This window comes from Paenibacillus sp. J5 (genome assembly GCF_054955055.1).
Map to the genome: position 1 here is coordinate 19,235 of NZ_JBUEDD010000002.1, position 17,960 is coordinate 37,194.

21 protein-coding genes are annotated in these 17,960 nt (G+C 54.1%); 15 read left to right on the forward strand and 6 right to left on the reverse strand.

What is annotated here, in order from left to right; all coding sequences use genetic code 11:
- The first annotated feature begins 22 nt into the window (after positions 1 to 22).
- The 3 genes from ACY1JZ_RS02800 to ACY1JZ_RS02810 are packed head-to-tail and all read left to right on the forward strand — an operon-like array spanning position 23 to position 2,639.
- Positions 23 to 745 carry an ATP-binding cassette domain-containing protein gene (locus tag ACY1JZ_RS02800; protein WP_270171297.1) on the forward strand — a complete coding sequence of 241 codons (723 nt, stop codon included), beginning with the start codon at positions 23 to 25 and terminating at the stop codon, positions 743 to 745.
- 29 nt (positions 746 to 774) lie between these two features.
- The gene (locus ACY1JZ_RS02805) at positions 775 to 1,521 is read left to right on the forward strand and encodes an SDR family NAD(P)-dependent oxidoreductase (protein WP_462627979.1); all 747 of its coding nucleotides are present in this window, start codon (positions 775 to 777) and stop codon (positions 1,519 to 1,521) included.
- Between the two features lie 17 nt (positions 1,522 to 1,538).
- Positions 1,539 to 2,639, forward strand: a complete 1,101-nt coding sequence (locus ACY1JZ_RS02810) for a phosphotransferase (protein WP_462627980.1) — start codon at positions 1,539 to 1,541, stop codon at positions 2,637 to 2,639.
- Here the strand turns inward: ACY1JZ_RS02810 and ACY1JZ_RS02815 are convergent.
- Together ACY1JZ_RS02815 and ACY1JZ_RS02820 are read right to left on the reverse strand one after the other, a co-directional pair.
- Positions 2,601 to 3,950: an MFS transporter gene (locus ACY1JZ_RS02815; RefSeq protein WP_462627981.1), complete on the reverse strand. Its 1,350-nt coding sequence runs from the start codon at positions 3,948 to 3,950 to the stop codon at positions 2,601 to 2,603. The two genes, ACY1JZ_RS02810 and ACY1JZ_RS02815, sit on opposite strands and share 39 nt — an antisense overlap.
- A gap of 5 nt (positions 3,951 to 3,955) precedes the next feature.
- Positions 3,956 to 4,951, reverse strand: coding sequence for a YpdA family putative bacillithiol disulfide reductase (locus ACY1JZ_RS02820; RefSeq protein ID WP_462627982.1), 996 nt, complete (start codon positions 4,949 to 4,951; stop codon positions 3,956 to 3,958).
- 287 nt (positions 4,952 to 5,238) lie between these two features.
- Between ACY1JZ_RS02820 and ACY1JZ_RS02825 the strand changes: the two genes are divergently transcribed.
- The gene (locus ACY1JZ_RS02825; RefSeq protein WP_462627983.1) at positions 5,239 to 5,772 is read left to right on the forward strand and encodes an ADP-heptose synthase; all 534 of its coding nucleotides are present in this window, start codon (positions 5,239 to 5,241) and stop codon (positions 5,770 to 5,772) included.
- Between the two features lie 326 nt (positions 5,773 to 6,098).
- Complete coding sequence (locus tag ACY1JZ_RS02830; protein WP_462627984.1) at positions 6,099 to 6,638, forward strand: NUDIX hydrolase; 540 nt, start codon at positions 6,099 to 6,101, stop codon at positions 6,636 to 6,638.
- A gap of 48 nt (positions 6,639 to 6,686) precedes the next feature.
- Here the strand turns inward: ACY1JZ_RS02830 and ACY1JZ_RS02835 are convergent, their stop codons facing one another.
- From ACY1JZ_RS02835 to ACY1JZ_RS02850, 4 genes are all read right to left on the reverse strand, one after another.
- A complete protein-coding gene (locus ACY1JZ_RS02835; protein WP_462627985.1) occupies positions 6,687 to 7,082 on the reverse strand; it encodes a LytTR family transcriptional regulator DNA-binding domain-containing protein in 396 nt (131 codons plus the stop codon).
- Between the two features lie 182 nt (positions 7,083 to 7,264).
- Positions 7,265 to 7,423 (reverse strand): AgrD family cyclic lactone autoinducer peptide, encoded by a 159-nt coding sequence (locus tag ACY1JZ_RS02840; RefSeq protein WP_462627986.1) that lies wholly within the window; start codon positions 7,421 to 7,423, stop codon positions 7,265 to 7,267.
- Positions 7,420 to 7,944 (reverse strand): accessory gene regulator ArgB-like protein, encoded by a 525-nt coding sequence (locus ACY1JZ_RS02845; protein ID WP_462627987.1) that lies wholly within the window; start codon positions 7,942 to 7,944, stop codon positions 7,420 to 7,422. Before ACY1JZ_RS02845 ends, ACY1JZ_RS02840 begins: the two co-directional genes overlap by 4 nt.
- Entirely contained in the window at positions 7,938 to 8,633 is a 696-nt protein-coding gene (locus tag ACY1JZ_RS02850) for a hypothetical protein (RefSeq protein WP_462627988.1), read from the reverse strand. Before ACY1JZ_RS02850 ends, ACY1JZ_RS02845 begins: the two co-directional genes overlap by 7 nt.
- Positions 8,634 to 9,135: 502 nt before the next feature.
- Between ACY1JZ_RS02850 and ACY1JZ_RS02855 the strand changes: the two genes are divergently transcribed.
- From ACY1JZ_RS02855 to ACY1JZ_RS02900, 10 genes are all read left to right on the forward strand, one after another.
- Complete coding sequence (locus ACY1JZ_RS02855) at positions 9,136 to 9,795, forward strand: HD-GYP domain-containing protein (protein WP_270171276.1); 660 nt, start codon at positions 9,136 to 9,138, stop codon at positions 9,793 to 9,795.
- A gap of 248 nt (positions 9,796 to 10,043) precedes the next feature.
- Complete coding sequence (locus ACY1JZ_RS02860; RefSeq protein WP_462627989.1) at positions 10,044 to 11,117, forward strand: D-alanine--D-alanine ligase family protein; 1,074 nt, start codon at positions 10,044 to 10,046, stop codon at positions 11,115 to 11,117.
- Between the two features lie 68 nt (positions 11,118 to 11,185).
- Positions 11,186 to 12,364 (forward strand): alanine racemase, encoded by a 1,179-nt coding sequence (alr, locus tag ACY1JZ_RS02865; RefSeq protein ID WP_462627990.1) that lies wholly within the window; start codon positions 11,186 to 11,188, stop codon positions 12,362 to 12,364.
- Between the two features lie 197 nt (positions 12,365 to 12,561).
- On the forward strand, positions 12,562 to 13,041 hold the full coding sequence (gene fur, locus ACY1JZ_RS02870; RefSeq protein ID WP_270171270.1) for a ferric iron uptake transcriptional regulator: 480 nt from the start codon (positions 12,562 to 12,564) through the stop codon (positions 13,039 to 13,041).
- A gap of 256 nt (positions 13,042 to 13,297) precedes the next feature.
- Positions 13,298 to 14,284 (forward strand): cell wall hydrolase, encoded by a 987-nt coding sequence (locus tag ACY1JZ_RS02875; protein ID WP_462627991.1) that lies wholly within the window; start codon positions 13,298 to 13,300, stop codon positions 14,282 to 14,284.
- Between the two features lie 45 nt (positions 14,285 to 14,329).
- Complete coding sequence (locus ACY1JZ_RS02880) at positions 14,330 to 14,533, forward strand: hypothetical protein (protein WP_462627992.1); 204 nt, start codon at positions 14,330 to 14,332, stop codon at positions 14,531 to 14,533.
- Positions 14,502 to 15,197, forward strand: a complete 696-nt coding sequence (locus tag ACY1JZ_RS02885; RefSeq protein WP_462627993.1) for a response regulator transcription factor — start codon at positions 14,502 to 14,504, stop codon at positions 15,195 to 15,197. Before ACY1JZ_RS02880 ends, ACY1JZ_RS02885 begins: the two co-directional genes overlap by 32 nt.
- Positions 15,194 to 16,564: a sensor histidine kinase gene (locus ACY1JZ_RS02890; RefSeq protein ID WP_462627994.1), complete on the forward strand. Its 1,371-nt coding sequence runs from the start codon at positions 15,194 to 15,196 to the stop codon at positions 16,562 to 16,564. Before ACY1JZ_RS02885 ends, ACY1JZ_RS02890 begins: the two co-directional genes overlap by 4 nt.
- A complete protein-coding gene (locus tag ACY1JZ_RS02895) occupies positions 16,561 to 17,130 on the forward strand; it encodes a PepSY domain-containing protein (RefSeq protein WP_462627995.1) in 570 nt (189 codons plus the stop codon). Before ACY1JZ_RS02890 ends, ACY1JZ_RS02895 begins: the two co-directional genes overlap by 4 nt.
- 165 nt (positions 17,131 to 17,295) lie before the next feature.
- The gene (locus ACY1JZ_RS02900) at positions 17,296 to 17,898 is read left to right on the forward strand and encodes a PepSY domain-containing protein (RefSeq protein WP_462627996.1); all 603 of its coding nucleotides are present in this window, start codon (positions 17,296 to 17,298) and stop codon (positions 17,896 to 17,898) included.
- The last annotated feature ends 62 nt before the right edge of the window (positions 17,899 to 17,960 follow it).

Consider the following 17,960-nt stretch of genomic DNA (forward strand, 5'->3'; position numbering starts at 1 on the left):
GCCAGCATCAAGGAGGGGTAGTATGATTGAGCTAAGCGACATAGATAAGCGATATGGCAGCAGTTCGCACGGAATCTATATTCGTCACCTGGCGATTCCTAGAGGCGAGGTGGTCGGCATATTGGGAGAGAACGGGAGCGGCAAAACGACATTGCTCAAGGCGATCATGGGGCTGGGCGAGCTGCAGGGCGGCACAGTGAGCATCGAGGGCAGACCTGTGCAGCAGCAGTACGACAAGCTGGCCTTTGTGACGGAGGAAGGGAGCTTTCTGCCCCATATGACGCCGCTGGAGTACGGACATTTTTTGGCGAAGTTTTTCCCGTTGTTTGATCACAAGCATTATAGGCAACTGCTCGAATTGTATGCGCTGGATGGAGACAGGCGAATCAGGACCTTCTCCAAGGGGCAAAAGCTGAAGCTGGAGATTAGCGCGGGACTGGCCAAGCAGGCTGACTACATCCTGATGGATGAGCCGTTGATCGGGAAGGATCTGCTTACTCGCCAAAGCTTTCTAAGGCTGCTCGTAGGCAGCCTGCATGGGGAGGAGACGGTCCTCATTGCCACCCATCTGATTGACGAGATTGAGAATGTGATCGATCGTGCGATTATATTGCGTCAAGGACTTGTGAAGGCGGATGTCTATATGGACGATCTGCGCGACCAAGGGGGCAGCCTGCGCGAACTGTTGGCGGAGCACAGCTCCAGCCTGCCGATTGCCAGTGTGGATGATGCCGATATACGATAGAGTGACGATCTGTAAAGGAGACGATGGCTATGAGACGAGTGGCAGTCATTACCGGAGCGGCCGGGGGGATTGGCGCAGAGCTGGCAAAGGCATACTTGAAAGCGGATTACCATGTCGCGATAACGGATAAGGAGGAGGCGCGGTTGCAAAGCTTAAATAAACGGCTGGCGGCTGAATTTGGTTCAGATCGTCTCTATGCGGCAGCAGCAGACTTGGCCTCCGAGCATCAGGTTGCAGCAATGATCCAGGAGGCATGGAATGTATTCGGGCGGCTCGATGTGCTCATCAACAATGCGGGCTTTGGCATAACGAAGAGCATGTTCGAGCTGACGGTGGACGAATGGGACAGCGTTCTCCACTGCAATCTGCGCGGTGCTTTTTTGTGCGGGCGCGAAGCTGCGGCACGGATGAAGCAGCAGCCAGAGGGCGGGAGCATCATCCATATTGCGTCTACACGAGCGATAATGTCTGAGCCGGATAGCGAAGCGTATGCAGCCTCGAAGGGTGGGCTGGTAGCGCTCACGCACGCTATGGCAGCCTCGCTGGCGAAGCATCGCATTACAGTGAATTGTATTAGCCCTGGCTGGATCGAGACCGGGGACTACAGTCAGTTGCGCGAGACGGATCATCGTCAGCATCTGTCCGGGCGTGTCGGACAGCCGGAGGACATTGCGCGCGCCTGTCTGTATCTGAGTGAGGGGCGAAATGATTTTGTCAACGGTATTAATCTGGTCATCGATGGCGGGATGACGCACAAAATGATCTACGAGGAATAGGAAGGCGGGGAACGGTGTTGAAGGAGCAGACAAAGCATAGGAAAGAGCAGCAGAGCGGCTTGGAGGGAACTGAGGAGATGAGCTTGCCATACGATATTGACGCCCAGGATCGCGAGCTCGAATTGGAGCGGTATCTTGATCTCTACGATCTGCCCTGGCCGTGCCGAGTAGTGAAGGAGGAGAGCGGCAAGAACAATACGACCCGTATCGTCTATAGCGGGGGTAGCCGTTATGTGCTGCGCCTGTATGACAACCATAAGGAGCAGGCCAAGGTACGACTGGAGCATCGTGTGCTGCATGCGCTCAGCCGTATGGAGCTGGGATTTTCCGTGCCGCGTCCGGTGGCTTGCCGCAGCGGCGGGACGATTGCCGTCGGCAAGGATGGCAAGCTCGCCGCGCTATATATCTACATCGAGGGTCAACGACCGGATGGGGAGTATGGGCCGCATATTTACGGGCTGGGTCAGGCATGCGGAACCATGAGCGGAGCGCTCGATGGCTTGACCTTGGAGGATGAGCCGGCGTATACGCCGTACTACAAGCTGAGCAGCAATTATGAGCATCTGGATGCAGCAGAAATGGCGAGCTGGGTGAGGACAGACGAGCAGTTGACCGGGCTGCTGCCGCAGCTAGAGCTGCTGGAGCGGGTGCGCGGCGAATTGATGGAGGCGGAGGCGCAGCTAAGCTCGCTGCCTGAGCAGTGGGTGCATGGCGACGTTGTCTTTACAAATGCTGTAGCGAGAGGGGAGGAGGTGGTTGGTGTACTCGACTTTGAGTTCTGCACCATTGATCTGCGCGCCATGGAGCTGGCTGTAGTGCTGCCAGAGCTGATCGTGGAGGGCAGGACAGAGCGTTCGCTGGAGCGGCTGGAGTTGTTTGTGGAGGGATTTGGCAGTCGCCGCAAGCTGACTGCTGAGGAGATTACGGCCATCCCAGCGCTGATGAAGCTCAGGATGGCCGATGTACATCTTCACTTTGCCGATCGTTATCAGCAGCAGCTTGATCCACCACAGGAATGGGCGGAACAGATGCAGCGCACTGCTTTCGTATGCGGCTGGATCGAGGCGCATGAGCCGCAGCTAATGGAGCTGCTCCGCAGGCACCTGCCGCTCTTCTGAAGGCAGCTTGTTATCGCGGATAAACCAGACGGTGGCCAGGCCAGCCAGGCAAACCAGGGTACCGTACAGGAAGATGAGACGGATACCCTCCATGAACTCGCCCCGCAGCAGCAATGCGCCCATCACGGTCACTCCGATCGCTGTGCCGATGTTGCGCGAGAACATCTGGAGCGAGGTGGAGATGCCGCTCTGATCCGATCGAACGAGCTGCTGTGCCCCAATCGTTGTGACGGTGAACAGCAATCCATAGCCGACCCCTTGGACGGTCATTGCCAGAGTAACATAGATAAATCCGGTCGCAGGGCTTAGGAACATCAGCATAATGCCAGAGGCCAGCAGCGTCAGGTTGCCGATCAGCATCAGCCGTGTGTAGCCATAGCGCAACACCCAGCGTCCGGCTGGAACCGAGCAGGCCATCCAGCCGACCGACATCCCGAGCAGAGACACGCCGCTCATGAAGACGGAATAGTTCTCATGCTGGAGAAACAGCGGCACATAGCTGGAGGTGCCGAACAAGGCGGCGCATGTTAAGAAGGAATTGATGATCATCCATTTATTAGCCGGGATACGAAATAGCTGCAGCGGCACGATTGGCGAAGCGTGACGCTTCTCCACCGCCCAAAATAACATTAGCAGCAGAGCGCCAGACACAGCATATAGCCAGACATGGCTTTCAACCGTCGTCGCTGCCAGCAGCAGGCTAACCCCGGCGGCGAAGAGGACAGACCCCCACACATCGATAGGGGATTTGCGTGGCTCATAGGCTTCCTTGTAGAACAGGAGGAAGGCAAAGGCCAGGATACAGACTGGAATATTAATGAGAAAAATCCACCGCCAGCTTGCCAGCTCCACGAACAACGAGCCAAGCAATGGAGCTACGACAGCCGACACCCCCCACATGGCGGAGAACATCGCCTGAATCCTCCCGCGCTTCTCGACGGCGAACAGATCCCCGGCGATGATAAGTGGGAAGGGGGTCATAATGCCTGCTCCCATCCCCTGCACGGCCCGGTAGATGACAAGCTGAAGCATGGAGTCGGCCAGACCGCACAGCAGCGAGCCGAGGAGGAAGAACAGGATACCGAAGCCGAATATTTTCTTTCTCCCGTACAGGTCAGAGATGCGTCCGGCAACCGGTGTCAGCACGGTGGCAAAAATCATGTAGGCCGCGAAGGACCACGCATATAGCGAGTACCCGCCAAGCTCCTCGGCAATGATGGGCATGGTCGTATTCGTAATGGTCGCGTCGATTGAAGCGACCAGCGTGGTCAACACGATGCTGACCATCACAAATAGCTGGCGTGATCTCATCCTGCTCATCCTTCCTGCTTCGCCGCTTGCTCCAGCAAGTGGCGGGTAATTTTGTGGCCGTGGAAACGCCCTGTCTCAATGAAAATCTCATTGGCCTCGTGGCGCGAGGCGACAACCCCTGCCAGGTAAATCCCGGGCACATTGGTCTCCATCGTCTCCTCGTTAAAGGTCGGGTATCCTTCCGCCTCCATCGTTACTCCAGCGCTCCCCAAAAATTCCCTGTCCGGATGAAATCCGGTTAACGCCAGCACGAAATCATTCGGCAGCCGCTCCGTGCCGCCGGACGTCTCAATGACGACCTCAGCCGGGGTAATCTCGATCACGCGGGACTGGAATCGGAAGGCAATCCGTCCTTTGGCAACCATAGCCTTCATAATTGGCAGCACCCATGGCTTGATGCTTGGCGAATAGTCCTCGCCGCGATAGACGACGGTTACCTTGGCGCCGACCCGCTCCAGCTCTAGTGCGGCATCAACTGCGGAGTTGCTTCCTCCGATGATGGTGACCTGCATCCCCGTGTAGGGATGTGCCTCACGGAAGAAGTGGGATACCTTGTCATGGTCCTCGCCCGGAATGCCCAGCAGATTCGGATGGTCAAAATAGCCGGTCGCAATGACAACATGGCGTGTGCGGTATGTACGAGCTTCGCCGTTCTTGCGGATGCTCGTCAGCGCGAAGCCCTCGGCTTCCTTCGTTAAGCCGGTGACGGTCTCATAGGCATGGATTCGCACGCCGCTGCGCAGCGCGACATTGCGATAGTAATTCAGCGCTTCCAGACGGCTAGGCTTGTCATGCGCGGTTGTAAACGGTACACCAGCGATCTCCAGCAGCTCGGGCGTACTGAAGAACTGCATGTAGATGGGATATTGGGAGATGGAGTGAACCACATTGCGCTTCTCGATCAGTAGCGGATCGAAGCCGTGGCTATGCAGCTCCAGTGCCGCGGCCAGCCCGCATGGCCCAGCTCCAATAATAATCACTTGCTCTTGCTTTTCCTTCATAACGTAGTGCCTCCTTCAAAAAATGCCAGTATGCCCATTGTACCTCCATGCCCGGCTTCAAGCAATGCCGGAACTAGGAGCTTGACGTAATGCGATATTGCTGATCCAAGAGGGCAACCGAGATAGACAGCGGAGCATACCGGGCCAGACCCTGTGCTTGCGGAGGGATGGTTGCCCTTGTCCGTTTTGCCTGTACCGTTTCGATGGTGATTGAGGTATAATATAGGGCAAGCATAGATCGTTAATCTGCTAGCATGAACAGGCTGATATAGAGAGGGGGATACAAAATGCGTCGTCGTTTTGTCATAGAGGCTGTGATGGTCGCGACTTATGGGCAACTGATGGTGCCGGATCGACCTGTCGATTACGTCATTCCATACTCCACGATTATGGAGCTTTATGATATGAAGAACGGGCCGGATCAAGTCATGGATGATGTGGAGGACGACCGCCATGTCAAGATGAAGATTGGCGAGTTGATCGCTTTTTTCGAGGAGCCGCTGAATCGCAAGAAGATTGAACGCGCGCTTGGGGTCCCCTGGAGAGAGAGTGCGCCGCTGCTGCTGGGCGAGCACGTTACCTTCACCGTTGTGAACGCGCTCGATAATGCGCATTACGGCGAGTATTTTGATCCGATCGAGACGGAGCAGTTGCTGACGGCGATGAAGTTCAAGTTGCCGCTGCTATCGGATCAGATAGAGCTGCAGGATCGTATCATTGAAGCGGAAGTACCGGTTCAGGTGTACGATATTGAAGATTTTGAATTTGCCGTTGAGGAAGGCATTGCGGTGGACGAGATGGAGATTAGCCGCGACTGGTAGTCTGCCCGGCCGAGGATTGCCCCGTTAATCTCAATTGGTTTCGTCGTCCTTGAGAGGCAAAGCCTCGTATCGCGTAGCTATATTAAGACTCAGATAAGCGAGCACAACACATAAGTCTTATGATCAACACAAGGCTGCCACCCTCGACTCGTTGAGTCTGGTCGGCAGCCTTGTGTATTCTGGAACATCCGTGACGGTTCGTATGTCACCACCTCGGCAAGCGCCATATTAGGAGCCCATCAACTATAAGCGTGATTGCTACCGGTCTGATGCCAGGCGCGGCTTGGGCAGTGGACGACAGGGAAGGGAAGAGAGAGGGATTCATTATGATTACATATAATATTTGTTTTGTTCGCCGTGGGAATGAGCTGCTGCTGCTTAATCGGGAAAAGCCTAGCTGGATGGGCTGCTGGAACGGCGTTGGAGGAAAGCTGCTGCCTGGAGAGCAGCCCCGGCAGTCGATGATTCGAGAGCTGTTAGAGGAGACGGGCCTGTCCGAACACGATGTCATGAAGCTCACATTCAAAGGGTTGATCACGTGGTCGTCGGATCGCTCTGGACTGGGTGGCATGTATGTATATGTTGCGGAGCTTCCCGCGCATCATCCTTACGCTGCGCCGGTGAAGACTGCTGAGGGTGTGTTGGACTGGAAGGAAATTAGCTGGGTGCTCCACCCCGATAATCAGGGCGTGGCTGCAAATTTGCCCCGAACGCTTCCGCAACTGCTGCAGGAGGGCTGCTACTGGTTTCATATGGACTATCAGGCCGGTCAACTGCTGTCGAGCTCTTGTCATGCCATAGAGGAAAGGATGGAATACGAGCAAGAAGCAAGAGAAGCACTGCTGCTTGAGGTGTCTGCTGGTTGAACAGAGGCTGTGTGTGGGGGGGACGGAGTGTGTGACTGCTCCGTCCAGCTAAGGCAGCTTGTTCACAGGTAAGGGATGATCTGGGGCAGGCTGTCTATCTCGTTCACGCATGAATTTGACGACATTGGAGATATTGTTCGATGATACGGTTGCATACTTGGAATGCTTTGTAATCATTCGGTCAAAGTATATTTTGCGGTAGCTCTCGTCAAAGTGCACCATGTTGGCAATATGCACTAATGTTCCGCGGTCAGTCTTGCGAAATTCAAAAGTATACAAAAGGCTGTACAGCTCTTCAATATTGGAGATGAGCTGGTAGTCTTTGCCCAACGTATGAAATATGATTTTCCCCCTTTTTAGTGAGGTATAGCAAATATCGGAAATCTTTAAAAATTCGGGCGTCGCATCCGGCAATGCCAGAACTGGTATCCATTTGTTATCCACACCATCTCAACCTTTGTTTTCTGGATTGGGCTTCTTACACGATGGCACATATTCCGGCAATCTTCAACCTATATTCGCTGTCGGAGCATGCCACGAACAAGAGCTAGGATAGGGGGCGGCTGGATGGAGTCTTACTACCAGGGCTTGCCCCCTCCGACGTTGACACTCCATGATGCAAAGGACTAGTCCAGCAGTTCCTTAGGCGGCTCCGGACGATGGTTCCACCAAGGGGAAGCGACCGATACGGAAGCGCTGGCTACGGAAGCAAGCAGAGATGCGGCGATCGAAGCCGTCCAGATGAGTGCTTTTTTGGTCTTCTTAGTATTGTTGACCTTCTTCATGAGATATTCCTCCTTCGTTTAATTAAAGTAAGAGCTTGTACACATGCTGTCCATGCAAGATGATTAGAATCTATAATAAAATTGAGTGAAACCAACATCGCGGCAAGCACCTTCAGATGAAGGTAGTAAGCTTGCGGAATTCGGGTGTGCTGCTCCAGATCGGATGGAGCGAACAGGAGCACCAGCACCAGACTCGCTGCAGTAAGGTACGGGCTGCTTGCTGCAGTCAGCGGTGCGAGAGCAATCGCTGTCAGCACCCCGGTCGAATATAGATAGCAGACCAGTGCAGAGCGGAAATGAAACCCTCCGGTGCAAAAACGGAGTAAGGCGTAGGCGATCAGGACAATCATGCCGTGTGTCAGCCTGCCGGCAAGCCCGCATAGTAATAGTACAGAGACTAGAACCGCGCTGCCATTGAACAGCATGATAGCGCCATACTGGATAACCTCTGCGCTTGCCTTGCTGTCTGGCGCTGTCCTCTTAATGGCTGCGGCCAGGCGCGCAGCATACTCATCTACCATATATTCTCACTTCTATCCTTTAGATTGGAGGCCCGCATGAACAGTAGCGATACACAGGACAGCAACACCATAATGATCGTCATGGCCATCCAGTAATGAAAATGCTGATGGGACAAATAATAGGCACCGACAATAGCGAGCAACGCAATCAGCACAACAAGCAGCAGATGAAAATTTTCCCGCTTGCGATAATTGATGAAGCCATCTGTGCGCTGCGGAACAAAGGTGTACCCCCATCCCCGGCGATACAGGGAGACCCCCAGACCGAGGCAGATGGTGCTCGTGAGCATCGCTACGATGAACATGCTGCTGTCCGGGAGAGCAGGTATGTCGGTGGCCCAGCGATAGACGAGCCGGGTAGCAAAAATAATAAATAACTGCAGGGTGCCATATAACACAAAGCCAAGTACGGACATGACCGACGCATAAAAAAATTGGATGCGAAACACAAACCAGAGCAGCACAATCAGTACCAGCACTTGAACAAACGGAGAAAATTCAGCCAGCAGACCGGCACGGGTCATGTAGGATACCATCAACAGCGATAAGCAAGAGAATACAATCTGCCATCTGTAGTCGGCTGCTCTAAATCGGAACAGGGACAGTGTAAGCGTAAAGATGGCCAAATACTCCAGCAACGAGGTAACGGTAAACATCAAGCCGTGCAGAGTAGAAGGGAACAGAACCACTCACCTCAATACCACATGTTTATTTATATGTATATTTTATCTATTTTTTCTAGTATTGTCACTAGAAGAATTGATGTTTTTAAATCCTTTTGTTGTGCACAGCCTCATTCTGCCTCGGGAATCTGTCCATATCGCTGATTGATACAACATAGACCTTTAGACCTACATCGTTGTAGTTAATTAGATTCGCTTACTTACGATTTTAGTGATACTATAGCGGGGGAAGCAGTTTCCGGCATGATCATGCAGTCGTATCGAAATCGCATTGAATAATGTAGAAAATTGTTATATACTGACGAGTAAAATTAAATGTTGTTTATAAGATACTAGGTCTTACGTCTTGCAATGGCTATGGAGCGGTTATCCTACTTTTTGACTGGGATTTTGTTCAGTAAGCATCGTAGCGTGATTTATTTAACTATTCATAGAGTAAGCGGGTGCGGTATCGCCCGGATAATATGTAACCTGCGTCGTTCCAAGGAGACGCGGGAGTCTTGTTTGTATGAGAGGTGGAACAGGAATGAATCTGCTGGACAATGATCAGGAATATGAGGAGCCTACTACGTATTCCGAACCGGTTGCAGGGATGTGGATGAAGAGATTGCGTGAATACCATCCTCCAACCTATGCCCACAGTGCGAGGGTAGCGCTGCTTGCAGAGCGAATGGTTCCTTTGCTGGACACAGAGCATGGAATTGAGATCGTAAGCGGGTGCTTTCTGCATGACCTGGGTAAAATGAAGATACCGCTGGATATTTTGGACAATCCCGGCAAGCTGAACAGTGAGGAGTGGCGGCAGATCAAGGGCCATCCAATGATTGGCTATCAGCTCCTGCAGTATGCGGGACTGGAGGGCAGAGTGCCTTCCTATGTGCTTCATCATCATGAGCGTTGGGATGGTAATGGCTATCCGCACGGCCTGAGCCGGGAGGAGATTCCGCTAGGAGCGCGGGTATGCTCTGTCGTCGACGCGCTCGATTGCATGCTCACGTATCGTCCTTACCGCAAGAGCGTATCTGTACAGGAAGCGCTGGAGGAGCTGCGTCGACATGCTGGCACGCAATTTGACGAGAGGATCGTCCAAGTGGCATGCGATATGTCGCGGGAGCTGCACTTGATGTATGATTATCAGCAAAATAACCTGGAGGGGCTGTCATACTGACCGACCTGCTCTGTTGCCATACATACATATATAGGAAACATCGAAGCAGACGGCCTATATCCCGAACGTCAGGGATAAGGTCGTCTTTTTGACATGCAGCCGAGGACAACTTCTTACGAACATCTAACGGCATTTTAAGAATTAATTAACATTTCGTTACACGAAGCTTTAGAATTCACCCTTACAATGTGAACTATATGAACGATAATTACCCCGATCTAAACATACAGATGCAGGAGGAATACCAATTGATACTAATCGTACTATATGGCGGCAAATCCGTTGAGCATGACATCTCATTAAAGACAGCATTCACCGTGCTTCAGTCCCTTCATTTTGACCAGCATGAGGTGTATCCCGTGTACATTACAAGAGAAGGGTACTGGTGCTTGGGCGGACGTCTGGAGCAGCCAGCAACGAGCATGGAGCAACTGCTGTCTTCACGCCCGAGGACGGAGGATGCCGCCGGCTCGCTCGGCTCCGTGCTGTTGCAGCTCTCTGAGCTGCCTGGACCCAAGGTCGCTCTGCCGCTGCTGCACGGCTCCTGCGGGGAGGATGGTACGGTGCAGGGGCTGCTGGAGCTGATCGATGTGGCCTACGTTGGCAATGGCGTACTGGGCTCCGCTGCAGCGCTTGATAAGTCGATCGCCAAGGCACTGTTCGCACAGGCTGGCATTCCGCAGGCGAGGCATCTGGCCTATCGCCGTGCAGACTGGGCGGCCAGCAGCGAGGACATCGTGCAGCAGATCGAGCATGAGCTCGGCTACCCGTGTTATATCAAGCCAGCCTCTCTCGGCTCCAGCATCGGTATTAGTCGTTGCCTGGACAGGGAGCAGGTGCTGCGTGGCATCCATCACGCCTTCGAGTATGACCGCAAGATTGTCGTGGAAGAGGAGATTGCCGGGCGGGAGATTCAAGTGGCCGTGCTTGGCAATGAGCAGCCAGCGGTATCGGTGCCAGGAGAGTTCATTCAGGATCAGACCTTTTTTGATTACGATGCCAAATATTTTCGCGGAGAATTAACGATGTCGATCCCGGCAGATATCTCGGCAGAAACCGCGCAGCAAATTGAACGATACGCTGTTCAAGCCTACAAGGCGATGGACGGTGCAGGCTTGGCGCGGGTTGATTTTTTTGTGGAGCCGACAGGACAGCTCTACCTGAATGAGATCAACACCTTGCCGGGCTTTACCAATTGCAGCATGTATCCGGTCATGTGGGAGCGGACGGATGGAACCAGCTATGCGGAGTTGATCGACAAGCTGATCGATTATGCGGTTAACCGTCATGCGGACAAGCAGTCTATCCGGTATGAGAGGTGAAGCAGGCGAACAGATTCGCTTGTATTGAAGGGGCGGATTGCGGCCGAGGTACAGGAAGGAGGGGGCGTATGGCAATACCTGAATTGCATCGCAACACATGGGCAGAGATTGATTCGGCAGCCATATCGGATAATACTGCTGCCGTCAAGGCGAGGCTGCGCCGTGGGGTGCGGCTGATGGCGGTCGTCAAGGCCGATGGCTATGGCCACGGCGATGTCGAGAGCGCCCGTGCAGCGCTTCGTGCCGGAGCGGAGCAACTGGCGGTGGCGTATCTGGGCGAGGCGCTGCGCTTGAGGGAGCATGGTATTGAAGCGCCCATCCTCGTTCTGACCCCCGTCAGCCCTAGCGAGGCTGTGCTTGCCATCGAGCACAATCTGATGCTGACGGTCATCTCGGCGTCCTGGCTGCGGGAGATCAGTCGGTACAAGCTGGAGCGTACAGGCGGAAAGCTGCGGTTGCATGTCAAGATGGATACTGGACTTGGCCGCCTGGGTGTCCGCTCGCAAGAGGAATGGAAGAAGATGGTGCCCTGGCTCCAGCGACCCCATATTGAGCTGGTTGGCGTGTATACTCATTTTGCCACTGCGGGACAGGAGCATACGGATTATGTGGAGCGTCAGCTCCACCGATTTCGTTGCATGAAGCAATGGGTGCTGCAATCCGGGTTTTCCGGTGTTTTGTATCATTGTGCAGGAAGTGCGTCAGCGCTACGATTCCCAGGCGCGCAGATGGATATGGTGCGCATCGGTGCAGCCTTGTTCGGCTTTGGCCCGCAAGGTCTCGATGATGGCATCCAGCTCAAGCCTGCCCTCAGTCTGCATAGCCGCATGCTGCAGGTGAAGAAGCTGGAGCAAGGAGAGTATATTGGCTATGACAACAGCTATCAGGCCAGTGGCCAGGAATGGGTTGCCACAGTGCCGATCGGCTATGCCGACGGCTGGTCGCAAGGGCTTCGAGGGTCAATGGTGCTGGCAGGCGGCATGCGTATGCCGGTGATCGGGAAGATCTGCATGGATCAGCTTATGATCCGCCTGCCGAACCGTTTTCCTGAGGGAACGAAGGTAACCTTGATCGGTCGGCAGCAGCAAGCCGAGATTAGCTGCCGGGAATTAGCGCAATATGTCAACAGCGTTCCGCAGGAAATCTCCTCCTCGCTCTCGGCAAGGGTGGAGCGAGTGTATCTGCCTGCTGCGGCAGAAGGCACCTCCAGCTCGCCTTCCTTCCTCGTTGCCAATGCTGCTCACTAGAACTACGGAATGTATTTGCATCTTATTGTATATTATATTAATATATAAATAAGAATCATTCTAAACAAATGAGTGAGCAATACAGCAACAGCTTGTAAGTCGCCTTCCGCTATGTGCGAGGTGAGAACGGCGGCTTGCTTGACATAGTATTGGTTAGCGAGCATGATGCTCAGGGAAAAAGAGGAGGTGTCTCCATTATGTCGACGATTACAGAGAGTGTGGTCAGAATCAACAAGCAATTGACCAGCAAGGGATACAAGCTCACCACTCAACGGGAGGCTACGCTGAGAGTGCTGCTGGAGCATGAGCATGACCATTTGAGCGCAGAGGATGTCTATATGCTGGTCAAGCAAAAGAATCCGGATATTGGCATCGCAACGGTGTATCGCAATCTGGAGCTGTTCTCCGAACTTCATATTGTGGCCAAGATGAATTTTGGCGATGGTGTTGTCCGGTTTGATCTGCGAAGCGATGATCATGAGCATATGCACCACCATCTGATCTGTCATGCCTGCGGAGAGCTCAAGGAGATCAAGGAGGATTGGCTGACCGAGCTGGAGGAGCGAGTCGAGCGGGAATACGGCTTTAAAGTGATCGACCATCGCTTGGACTTTACCGGAACCTATAAGAATTGCACAGACACCGAGTGCAAGAAGAAACGCAAGGCAGTATCCTGAATCGCTGAATAGATTACATGCTCCAGCTCCTTCCGACGACGGAAGGGGCTTTTCGTTACGATGCTGGCTCGCAGTGAAGAGTAGTTCGAAATGACTGGAATGCAGCCAGATATTCCTTGAAAATAAGACTAAAGGTCTATGGTTTTTTCTAATTCTGTGAAAAAGTTAATCCACAGCATAAAAAAGCTGTGTTATAATCTTCCCCATGAGATCAGGCTGAGCATGATGGGCAGCCATATACATCGGGAGGGAATGCATGAACAGAAATGGCAAGCCGATGAGAGCGCTAGTGATGGTGCTGGCTATAGGACTGCTAATGCTCGGGATTGCTCCAATATCTAGCGCGGGCGCGGAGGGAGCTGCTCCAGCCCAATGGAAGATCAAGCATGATGGCGAGACAGTGAAGGTGTCGCCGCTTGAGAAGTATGGCAGGCTTTACGTGCCTGCTGCTCGCATTGCTCAGTTGTATGATGCTGTGGCAAGCTGGGATGGCAGCGAGGAGGAAGTGACGATACATACAGCAGTTAATGATACGATCGTCTTTGGCAATGAGGTGCCGGTCGTTTATTTTAATGACGGGCGCTATATATCGGATGCGGCACCGTTCATGTCGGATGGTAGCATGTACGTCCCGCTGCGTCATCTGGTGGAGCTGCTTCATGGTCAGGTGAAGCTGGATTCAGAGACAGGCGTTGTGGAGCTGGAGACGGTGAAGCGTGCCGTCATCTCTGAGGACTATGGCTTGAATGAGATCAGCGAGCAGACAGGACATAGCAAGACGGCACTGCTGAAGCGTAACGGGCTGACAGCGAAGTCAACACTGAAGGAAGGCGCTCGCCTCAAGACAGTCATCCCTTCCTTGCTTAGCCATGAGGCGCCGTCCTACTCTGAGGAGGATGTGAAGCTGCTCGCCAAAATTACGATGGTGGAGGCCGGATACGAGCCATTTGAAGGCCAACTGGCGATTGCGAATATTATATTGAACCGTGTCAAGGATACGAGATTTCCGAGTTCGATTCGTGATGTCATCTATTCCGGCAAGCAGTTTCCCCCGGCACATAATGGACTGCTCGACAAGAGCAAGCCCAATGCCAGCGTGAAGCGAGCGGTCAAGCAGGCGCTTGATGGGAAGAATAATATCGATGACGCGGTCTATTTTTTTAATCCCAAGGTGTCCACGGGCCCGTTCTGGTCGAATCTGGACGTCGTGACTACAATCGGACATCATAGCTTTGCCAAGTAACATGGAACCCGCTAGGGCCTTATAGGTCAGAGTGGGTTTTTATTTGTGAGCGATCGGCTGAGGCTGTTGCGTTGTTGCGTTGGCGCGCAGTTTCATGCCAAGCTGCCGGTATGGTACGATAAGGGGGTAGAAGTGAAGCGGCTCGTCCCAAGCGGGGTGAACGCCATCTGGGTTGAGATGTGGAGCCGGGTGGCAGTTGAACAAGGAGGTAGACAGGATGGGCGAAGCGATATTGGTGGTGGAGGATGAGGCGAAGATCGCCCGGCTGCTGCAAATTGAACTGGAGTGCGAGGGATACCAGGTAGAAATCTCTACCAACGGCTTGGATGCGCTGGAGCGGTATCGCGCGGGCGGCTTTGATCTGATCTTGCTTGATGTGATGCTTCCAGGAATTAGCGGCATTGAATTGCTCCGACGAATTCGGGCGAATGATTCGCATACGGCTATACTGCTGCTGACCGCCAAAAGCTCGGTGGAGGACAAAGTGTCGGGTCTGGACCTTGGAGCGAATGATTACATTACCAAGCCATTTCAGATTGAGGAGCTGCTTGCCCGTATTCGCGCTGCGCTGCGCCTTCGAAGCACCTCGGCGGAATCCAGTGTGGACAAGCAATGGCTGGAGACAGCGGATCTGAAGCTAAACTTGGCCACACGCGAGGTGACGCGGGACGGTATACCCATCGAGCTGACCCCGCGGGAGTTCGACTTGCTGGTCTATCTCATGCAGAACAAGCGTCAGGTGATGAACCGGGAGCAGATTGTAGAGGCGGTGTGGGGCTACGATTATTATGGGGACACCAATGTGGTCGATGTCTATATCCGCTATCTGCGCAGGAAAATTGATCAGAATCATAAGCCGGAGCTGATCCATACGGTACGGGGCGTCGGTTACGTGCTCAAGGAAGCGCCATGAGACTGCGCAGCCAGATTCATCTGTATTCCTCGGTCTGGTTCACCCTGCTGCTGATTCTGATGAATGCAGCGATCTACTGGATCTTCAGCCACCAGTTGATGCAGTCCGAGCTGGCGCGCGCGCGTTCCGAAGCGAATCACATCGTCAGCGGGCTGCGCTCAGCCGATCCGGCCATACCGGAGGCAGAGCTGCTGCGAGCCTACCTGCCCTCGGAAGGAATGCTGCGTCTCATTGCTGAACAAGGAATGGCGCCCGCGCCGGTTACTGCCAAGGCGGCGGTGGAGCTGGCCAAGCTGCCTGTAACGTATTCGGCTGCGGTATGGCAGGACGTGTACCGGGCCACAGACAGGCGCAGCTATATTCTCACCTCCGTCCCGATGATCTGGAGAGACGGAAGGGTCGTCAATGTCCAGACAGCGGAAAATATCGAGGGTGCTGTGGACACGTTGTCCAAGCTGCGGCTGGTGCTGCTTGCTGTCACAGCGTTAGCTATCGTGCCGCTGGTTGCGGCAGGAGGGCTGCTGGCCCGTCTCATCATGCGGCCCATCGCCGCGATGACGCAGACGATGCGCGACATTCGGCAGAGCGGGAGATTTCGCAGGCTGGAGCTGAGAGAGCCGGCAAAGGATGAACTGACAGAGATGGGCACGACGTTCAATGAGATGATCGGCCTGCTGGAGAGCAATTATGAGAAGCAGCAGCAGTTCGTGTCCAATGCCTCGCATGAGTTGAAGACACCGTTGACGATTATTGAGAGCTATGCCAGTCTGCTGCAGCGGCGCGGGGCAGAGAGGCCGGAGCTGCAGCAGGAGGCGCTGGAGGCGATTCATTCCGAGACGCTCCGTATGCAGGAGCTGATTGAGCAGTTGCTGATGCTCGCCAGGAATAAGGAGCAGTGGAGTCTGAGGATGGAGCAGCTCGATCTGCTGCAGCTAACGGAAGAGTCGGCCAAGGCGTTCCGTGAAGCATACCATCGGGATATTCTCGTCGAAGGAGCAGCAGTGATTCATGTCGTTACCGACCGGAATAGGCTACGGCAGCTATTGTTCATTCTGCTCGATAACGCGTGCAAATATAGCCGAGCCGAGATTGAAATGACCGTGGGCGAGAGCGGCGGCCTGCCGTTTGTGCGCGTCACTGACCAGGGGGTCGGCATTCCGCAGGAGGAGATCCCCAAGGTGTTTGACCGTTTTTACCGCGTTGATCCATCACGGACGCGGCAGGGCAGCCAGGTGGGCGGGGCGGGACTGGGGCTTGCGCTGGCGTCAGAGCTGGCGGAGGTGCTCCGTGCTCGTATCAAGCTGGAGAGTGTGCTTGGCGTCGGCACTGCGGTCACGATCACGTTCACAAAGGGGGGGACGGCATGAGTAAGCCAGCAATGCTGAAGACCGCTGCGGTCGTTGTAGTCATCCTCGCCTGTCTTGTGGCGTGGGCGCTGCTGCATGCCTCGGCGGAGCCGCTGCTTAGCCGCGAGCAAGTGAGCGAGCAGGTGCAATTGTTGTACGAAGGCAAGGTGGTAAGCGCCCGACTGCAGCAGTCTATATATAAGATCGAGCTGCGGTCGCAGCTTGGTCTGTACGAGCTGGATGTTGACGGCAGAGACGGCGGCATTCAGGCGATTAGGCGCATCGAGGCTTATGATCCGGTCGAGGCTGGGTCTGACGATCAACATGGGGCTGAGCCATCAGCGCCAGAACAGCCGCCTGTATCGGAGGAGCAGCCGGGCTTGTCCGGGTCTGAGGCGGCAAAGCTGGCCTTGCAGCAGGTGCAGGGGACGGTTGATGAGGTTGAATACAAGCAGCAGGGCTCAACCCGATATTACCTGGTCGAGATAGATACAGATGCAGGGGAGGCCGTCGTGCAGGTTCATGCTATTACCGGTGCCATCATGTCCATTACATGGGATGATGCGGAGGAGGATGACGCGGAATGACGGTGGGGCCTACCATTTCACGCTTGAAGTCAGCGTGTGTTCTCATCCATTTCTAATGTTGCTGTCAGACCCCTCTCATATAACATCTCTACAATAGAAGCTGTAGGATGTTGCCAGCCGCTGCATCATATGCGGCTGCAGAACACTGCTTGGGAGGAATGCACAATGAGGAAATGGGCAGGAATAGGGGCGCTTACTGCTATACTGGCAGCAGGCGGACTATATGGGATGGGAACGGTGGAGCCAGCAGAGGCATCCCCCTCTACAGGCGCAAAGCCTGCCGTCATCGGCTATGCGAAGGCGAAGCAGTATGCGCTCGCCGCAGTTGGCGGACAGGGAACGGTGGATAGCATCGAACTGGAGCGGAGCAGCGGGATACTCTACTACGAGGTAGAAATCGAACAAGGCCGTCATGACCAGGAGGTTAGGATTGAGGCGTACACTGGTCGAACGTTGGAGATACGTTCTGATGATGATCATGATGGGGATGACGATGACCGTGAAGATCGGCGTATAGGTTATGCTGGGCAGAGCAGCACAGGAACAGCGCAATCTCCCTCCAAGAAGGCTGTCATTACCGCCGATCAGGCGGTGGCAGCAGCCAAGGCGGAAGCGGGCGGTACGCTGCATCAGGTGAAGCTGGACAGGGAAGATGGCCGTCTGGTCTATGAAGTGGAATTGCGTGTACAAGGCCAAGAGGTCGAGCTTGAGATCGATGCCTATACGGGAAACATATTAAAAGTTGAAAAAGACGATGACGACAATTAATGAAGAGATAGCTGGCCTGCCTGCGCGTTGCGCGGGCAGGCTCTTTCGTTCCTTGGACGATG

Excerpts from the sequence above, each read along its gene's own strand:
- ACY1JZ_RS02875 (WP_462627991.1), top strand. The coding sequence starts at position 13,298 with ATGAACAGAAATGGCAAGCCGATGAGAGCGCTAGTGATGGTGCTGGCT.
- ACY1JZ_RS02820 (WP_462627982.1), bottom strand. The coding sequence starts at position 4,951 with ATGAAGGAAAAGCAAGAGCAAGTGATTATTATTGGAGCTGGGCCATGC.
- ACY1JZ_RS02815 (WP_462627981.1), bottom strand. The coding sequence starts at position 3,950 with ATGAGATCACGCCAGCTATTTGTGATGGTCAGCATCGTGTTGACCACG.
- fur (WP_270171270.1), top strand. The coding sequence starts at position 12,562 with ATGTCGACGATTACAGAGAGTGTGGTCAGAATCAACAAGCAATTGACC.
- ACY1JZ_RS02895 (WP_462627995.1), top strand. The coding sequence starts at position 16,561 with ATGAGTAAGCCAGCAATGCTGAAGACCGCTGCGGTCGTTGTAGTCATC.
- ACY1JZ_RS02900 (WP_462627996.1), top strand. The coding sequence starts at position 17,296 with ATGAGGAAATGGGCAGGAATAGGGGCGCTTACTGCTATACTGGCAGCA.
- ACY1JZ_RS02805 (WP_462627979.1), top strand. The coding sequence starts at position 775 with ATGAGACGAGTGGCAGTCATTACCGGAGCGGCCGGGGGGATTGGCGCA.
- ACY1JZ_RS02855 (WP_270171276.1), top strand. The coding sequence starts at position 9,136 with ATGAGAGGTGGAACAGGAATGAATCTGCTGGACAATGATCAGGAATAT.
- ACY1JZ_RS02890 (WP_462627994.1), top strand. The coding sequence starts at position 15,194 with ATGAGACTGCGCAGCCAGATTCATCTGTATTCCTCGGTCTGGTTCACC.
- ACY1JZ_RS02840 (WP_462627986.1), bottom strand. The coding sequence starts at position 7,423 with ATGAAGAAGGTCAACAATACTAAGAAGACCAAAAAAGCACTCATCTGG.
- ACY1JZ_RS02845 (WP_462627987.1), bottom strand. The coding sequence starts at position 7,944 with ATGGTAGATGAGTATGCTGCGCGCCTGGCCGCAGCCATTAAGAGGACA.
- ACY1JZ_RS02885 (WP_462627993.1), top strand. The coding sequence starts at position 14,502 with ATGGGCGAAGCGATATTGGTGGTGGAGGATGAGGCGAAGATCGCCCGG.
- ACY1JZ_RS02825 (WP_462627983.1), top strand. The coding sequence starts at position 5,239 with ATGCGTCGTCGTTTTGTCATAGAGGCTGTGATGGTCGCGACTTATGGG.
- ACY1JZ_RS02830 (WP_462627984.1), top strand. The coding sequence starts at position 6,099 with ATGATTACATATAATATTTGTTTTGTTCGCCGTGGGAATGAGCTGCTG.
- ACY1JZ_RS02800 (WP_270171297.1), top strand. The coding sequence starts at position 23 with ATGATTGAGCTAAGCGACATAGATAAGCGATATGGCAGCAGTTCGCAC.
- alr (WP_462627990.1), top strand. The coding sequence starts at position 11,186 with ATGGCAATACCTGAATTGCATCGCAACACATGGGCAGAGATTGATTCG.